1 tRNA gene and 3 rRNA genes are annotated in these 5,172 nt (G+C 48.5%); all 4 read right to left on the reverse strand.

The features are described from left to right. Positions 1-116, reverse strand: a 5S ribosomal RNA gene (gene rrf / locus LDP15_RS12070). An 82-nt stretch (positions 117-198) separates the two neighbouring features. Further along, positions 199-3,099: ribosomal RNA gene (locus tag LDP15_RS12075) — 23S ribosomal RNA — on the reverse strand. A gap of 138 nt (positions 3,100-3,237) precedes the next feature. Next, positions 3,238-3,310: transfer RNA gene (locus tag LDP15_RS12080), tRNA-Ala, on the reverse strand. A gap of 93 nt (positions 3,311-3,403) precedes the next feature. Next, a 16S ribosomal RNA gene (locus LDP15_RS12085) occupies positions 3,404-4,950 on the reverse strand. The 16S, 23S and 5S rRNA genes sit together here with 1 tRNA gene alongside, the layout of an rRNA operon. Positions 4,951-5,172 lie beyond the last annotated feature (222 nt).

Consider the following 5,172-nt stretch of genomic DNA (forward strand, 5'->3'; position numbering starts at 1 on the left):
ACTTGGCCACTCGCCTATCTCCCAGGGGGCAACCCCCAAGTACTTCCGCCGTAGATGGACTTAACTTCTGTGTTCGACATGGGAACAGGTGTATCTCCATCGCAATGATGACCAAATCATTAAATGTTACCTTGAACATTCAAAACTAAATAACAATTCTTCTAACGCTTAACCTTAAGCTTTTTATATTTGACTCTTTTGGTAAAGTCCTCGAGCGATTAGTACTGGTCCGCTCCAAGTCTCGCAACTCTTCCACTTCCAGCCTATCTACCAGATCATCTCTCTGGGCTCTTAATTCTTACGAATGGGTAATCTCATCTTGAGGTGGGCTTCGCACTTAGATGCTTTCAGCGCTTATCCCTTCCCTACATAGCTATCCAGCCGTGCTCCTGGCGGAACAACTGGTACACCAGCGGTAAGTCCATCCCGGTCCTCTCGTACTAAGGACAGATCCTCTCAAATTACCTACGCCCGCGACGGATAGGGACCGAACTGTCTCACGACGTTCTGAACCCAGCTCGCGTGCCGCTTTAATGGGCGAACAGCCCAACCCTTGGGACCGACTACAGCCCCAGGATGCGACGAGCCGACATCGAGGTGCCAAACCTCCCCGTCGATGTGAACTCTTGGGGGAGATAAGCCTGTTATCCCCAGGGTAGCTTTTATCCGTTGAGCGATGGCCCTTCCATGCGGTACCACCGGATCACTAAGTCCTAGTTTCCTACCTGCTCGAGTTGTAGCTCTCGCAGTCAAGCTGGCTTTTACCTTTACACTCTACGATTGATTTCCAACCAATCTGAGCCAACCTTTGAGCGCCTCCGTTACTCTTTAGGAGGCGACCGCCCCAGTCAAACTGTCCGTCAGACACTGTCTCCCTGGCCGATTATGCCAGCGGGTTAGAGTAACCATAAGTCAAGGGTAGTATCCCAACAACGCCTCAATAGAAACTAGCGTCCCTATTTCAATGGCTCCTACCTATCCTGTACATGACTTACAGGTACTCAATATCAAACTACAGTAAAGCTCCATGGGGTCTTTCCGTCCTGTCGCGGGTAACCTGCATCTTCACAGGTACTAAAATTTCACCGAGTCTCTCGTTGAGACAGTGCCCAAATCATTACGCCTTTCGTGCGGGTCGGAACTTACCCGACAAGGAATTTCGCTACCTTAGGACCGTTATAGTTACGGCCGCCGTTTACTGGGGCTTCAATTCATACCTTCGACTTACGTCTAAGCACTCCTCTTAACCTTCCAGCACCGGGCAGGCGTCACCCCCTATACATCACCTTGCGGTTTAGCAGAGAGCTGTGTTTTTGATAAACAGTTGCTTGGGCCTATTCACTGCGGCTGGCTTTTACACCAGCACCCCTTCTCCCGAAGTTACGGGGCTATTTTGCCGAGTTCCTTAACGAGAGTTCTCTCGATCACCTGAGGCTACTCGCCTCGACTACCTGTGTCGGTTTGCGGTACGGGTAGATATGACTTTACGCTAGAAGCTTTTCTTGGCAGTGTGACATCAGAGAGTTCGCAACCGTAGTTGCTTCCCCATCACAGCTCAATGTTAAAGAGAAATGCATTTGACACATCTCACACCTCACTGCTTAGACCAGAATCCATTAACTGGCATCTCTTAGCCTACTGCGTCCCTCCATCACGATCATATCTAGTACTGGAATATCAACCAGTTGTCCATCGACTACGCCTTTCGGCCTCGCCTTAGGTCCCGACTAACCCAGGGCGGACGAGCCTTCCCCTGGAAACCTTAGTCTTACGGTGGATAAGATTCTCACTTATCTTGCGCTACTCATACCGGCATTCTCACTTCTTAACGCTCCAGCACTCCTCACGGTATACCTTCATCGCGGTTAAGAACGCTCTCCTACCATTGATAAAATATCAATCCAAAGCTTCGGTAATATGTTTAGCCCCGGTACATTTTCGGCGCAGGGTCACTCGACTAGTGAGCTATTACGCACTCTTTGAATGATAGCTGCTTCTGAGCTAACATCCTAGTTGTCTGTGCAACCCCACATCCTTTTCCACTTAACATATATTTTGGGACCTTAGCTGTTGGTCTGGGCTGTTTCCCTTTCGACTACGGATCTTAGCACTCGCAGTCTGACTGCCGAACATGTGTATTAGCATTCGGAGTTTATCTGAGATTGGTAATCCTAGACGGACCCCTCACCCAAACAGTGCTCTACCTCCAATACACTTACATTTCGACGCTAGCCCTAAAGCTATTTCGGAGAGAACCAGCTATCTCCCAGTTCGTTTGGAATTTCTCCGCTATCCACAAGTCATCCAAACACTTTTCAACGTGTCCTGGTTCGGGCCTCCAGTGCGTCTTACCACACCTTCACCCTGCTCATGGATAGGTCACTAGGTTTCGGGTCTACATCATGATACTAAGTCGCCCTATTCAGACTCGGTTTCCCTACGGCTCCGTCTCTTCAACTTAACCTCGCATCATAACGTAACTCGCCGGTTCATTCTACAAAAGGCACGCTCTCACCCATTAACGGGCTCGAACTTCTTGTAGGCACACGGTTTCAGGTGCTATTTCACTCCCCTCTCGGGGTTCTTTTCACCTTTCCCTCACGGTACTGGTTCACTATCGGTCACTAAGGAGTATTTAGGGTTGGGAGATGGTCCTCCCGGATTCAAACTGGATTTCGCGTGTCCAGCCCTACTCAGGATACTGCTAGGTATAAGCGCTATTTCGTCTACGGGATTATTACCCTCTTTGATTAACCTTCCCAGGTTATTCGACTATAATGCTTAAGTCCACGTTGCAGTCCTACAACCCCAAGAAGCAAGCTTCTTGGTTTGCCCTTCTTCGCGTTCGCTCGCCGCTACTTACGAAATCGTTTTTACTTTCTCTTCCTGCAGGTACTTAGATGTTTCAGTTCTCTGCGTTACCTTTACATGAGCTATGTATTCACTCATGAATAACTGCTAGTAGCAGCTGGGTTTCCCCATTCGGAGACCTAGGGATCAATGCGTACTTACTGCTCCCCCTAGAATATCGTCGTTAGTCACGTCCTTCATCGGCTCTTAGTGCCAAGGCATCCACCGTGCGCCCTTATTAACTTTGCCATGATGATTTATAATCATCGTTTTTCAAGTATAAGTTTGTAAATTCTTTAAAATTCACAGCTTTTGGTTTATTTATCGTTATTAGATATTGTTATTTAGTTTTCAATGTTCAAGTGATTTTAACGTCTTGTCTGACAATGGAGCCTAGCGGGATCGAACCGCTGACCTCCTGCGTGCAAAGCAGGCGCTCTCCCAGCTGAGCTAAGGCCCCACAATCAAGAAGTTGATTCTTGCTTAGGTTTATCACTAAACCCCTCAAAACTGAATAAAGTTGAATGCTCACGTCTTTGTATATATTCCTTAGAAAGGAGGTGATCCAGCCGCACCTTCCGATACGGCTACCTTGTTACGACTTCACCCCAGTCATCGGTCTTACCTTAGGAAGCGCCCTCCTTGCGGTTAGGCAACCTACTTCGGGTACTCCCAACTCCCGTGGTGTGACGGGCGGTGTGTACAAGGCCCGGGAACGTATTCACCGCGGCGTGCTGATCCGCGATTACTAGCGATTCCGACTTCATGTAGGCGAGTTGCAGCCTACAATCCGAACTGAGAATGGTTTTAAGAGATTAGCTAAACATCACTGTCTCGCGACTCGTTGTACCATCCATTGTAGCACGTGTGTAGCCCAGGTCATAAGGGGCATGATGATTTGACGTCATCCCCACCTTCCTCCGGTTTATCACCGGCAGTCTCGTTAGAGTGCCCAACTTAATGATGGCAACTAACAATAGGGGTTGCGCTCGTTGCGGGACTTAACCCAACATCTCACGACACGAGCTGACGACAACCATGCACCACCTGTATCCCGTGTCCCGAAGGAACTTCCTATCTCTAGGAATAGCACGAGTATGTCAAGACCTGGTAAGGTTCTTCGCGTTGCTTCGAATTAAACCACATGCTCCACCGCTTGTGCGGGCCCCCGTCAATTCCTTTGAGTTTCAACCTTGCGGTCGTACTCCCCAGGCGGAGTGCTTATTGCGTTAGCTGCGATACAGAGAACTTATAGCTCCCTACATCTAGCACTCATCGTTTACGGCGTGGACTACCAGGGTATCTAATCCTGTTTGCTCCCCACGCTTTCGAGCCTCAGTGTCAGTTACAGGCCAGAGAGCCGCTTTCGCCACCGGTGTTCCTCCATATATCTACGCATTTCACCGCTACACATGGAATTCCACTCTCCTCTCCTGCACTCAAGTCTACCAGTTTCCAATGCATACAATGGTTGAGCCACTGCCTTTTACACCAGACTTAATAAACCACCTGCGCTCGCTTTACGCCCAATAAATCCGGACAACGCTCGGGACCTACGTATTACCGCGGCTGCTGGCACGTAGTTAGCCGTCCCTTTCTGGGTAGTTACCGTCACTTGATGAGCTTTCCACTCTCACCAACGTTCTTCTCTACCAACAGAGTTTTACGATCCGAAAACCTTCTTCACTCACGCGGCGTTGCTCGGTCAGACTTTCGTCCATTGCCGAAGATTCCCTACTGCTGCCTCCCGTAGGAGTTTGGGCCGTGTCTCAGTCCCAATGTGGCCGATCACCCTCTCAGGTCGGCTATGTATCATCGCCTTGGTGAGCCTTTACCTCACCAACTAGCTAATACAACGCGGGATCATCTTTGAGTGATGCAATTGCATCTTTCAAACTTAAAACTTGTGTTTAAAGTTTTTATGCGGTATTAGCATTCGTTTCCAAATGTTGTCCCCCGCTCAAAGGCAGATTCCCCACGCGTTACTCACCCGTTCGCTGCTCATCCAGTTGGTACAAGTACCAACCTTCAGCGCTCAACTTGCATGTATTAGGCACGCCGCCAGCGTTCGTCCTGAGCCAGGATCAAACTCTCAAATAAAGTATTTAAGTCACCGAAGTGACTGGCTTGTCTTTCATTATTGATTGACAGATTTTTGATGTATCTTACTACATCACATGAGTCATTCTTCTTTATTCAGTTTTCAATGGTCTAGCTTATCGCTTCAAGACCCTCGTCTCTTGCGACAACTATTATATTCTATCAAACCTACCTAATCTTGTCAAGAATTAACTGTGGCTTTTACGACTTTTTTTATCTTAC

The sequence above is a fragment of the Lactococcus sp. SK2-659 genome, assembly GCF_020218185.2.
GTDB classification, from domain to species: Bacteria; Bacillota; Bacilli; order Lactobacillales; family Streptococcaceae; genus Lactococcus; species Lactococcus lactis.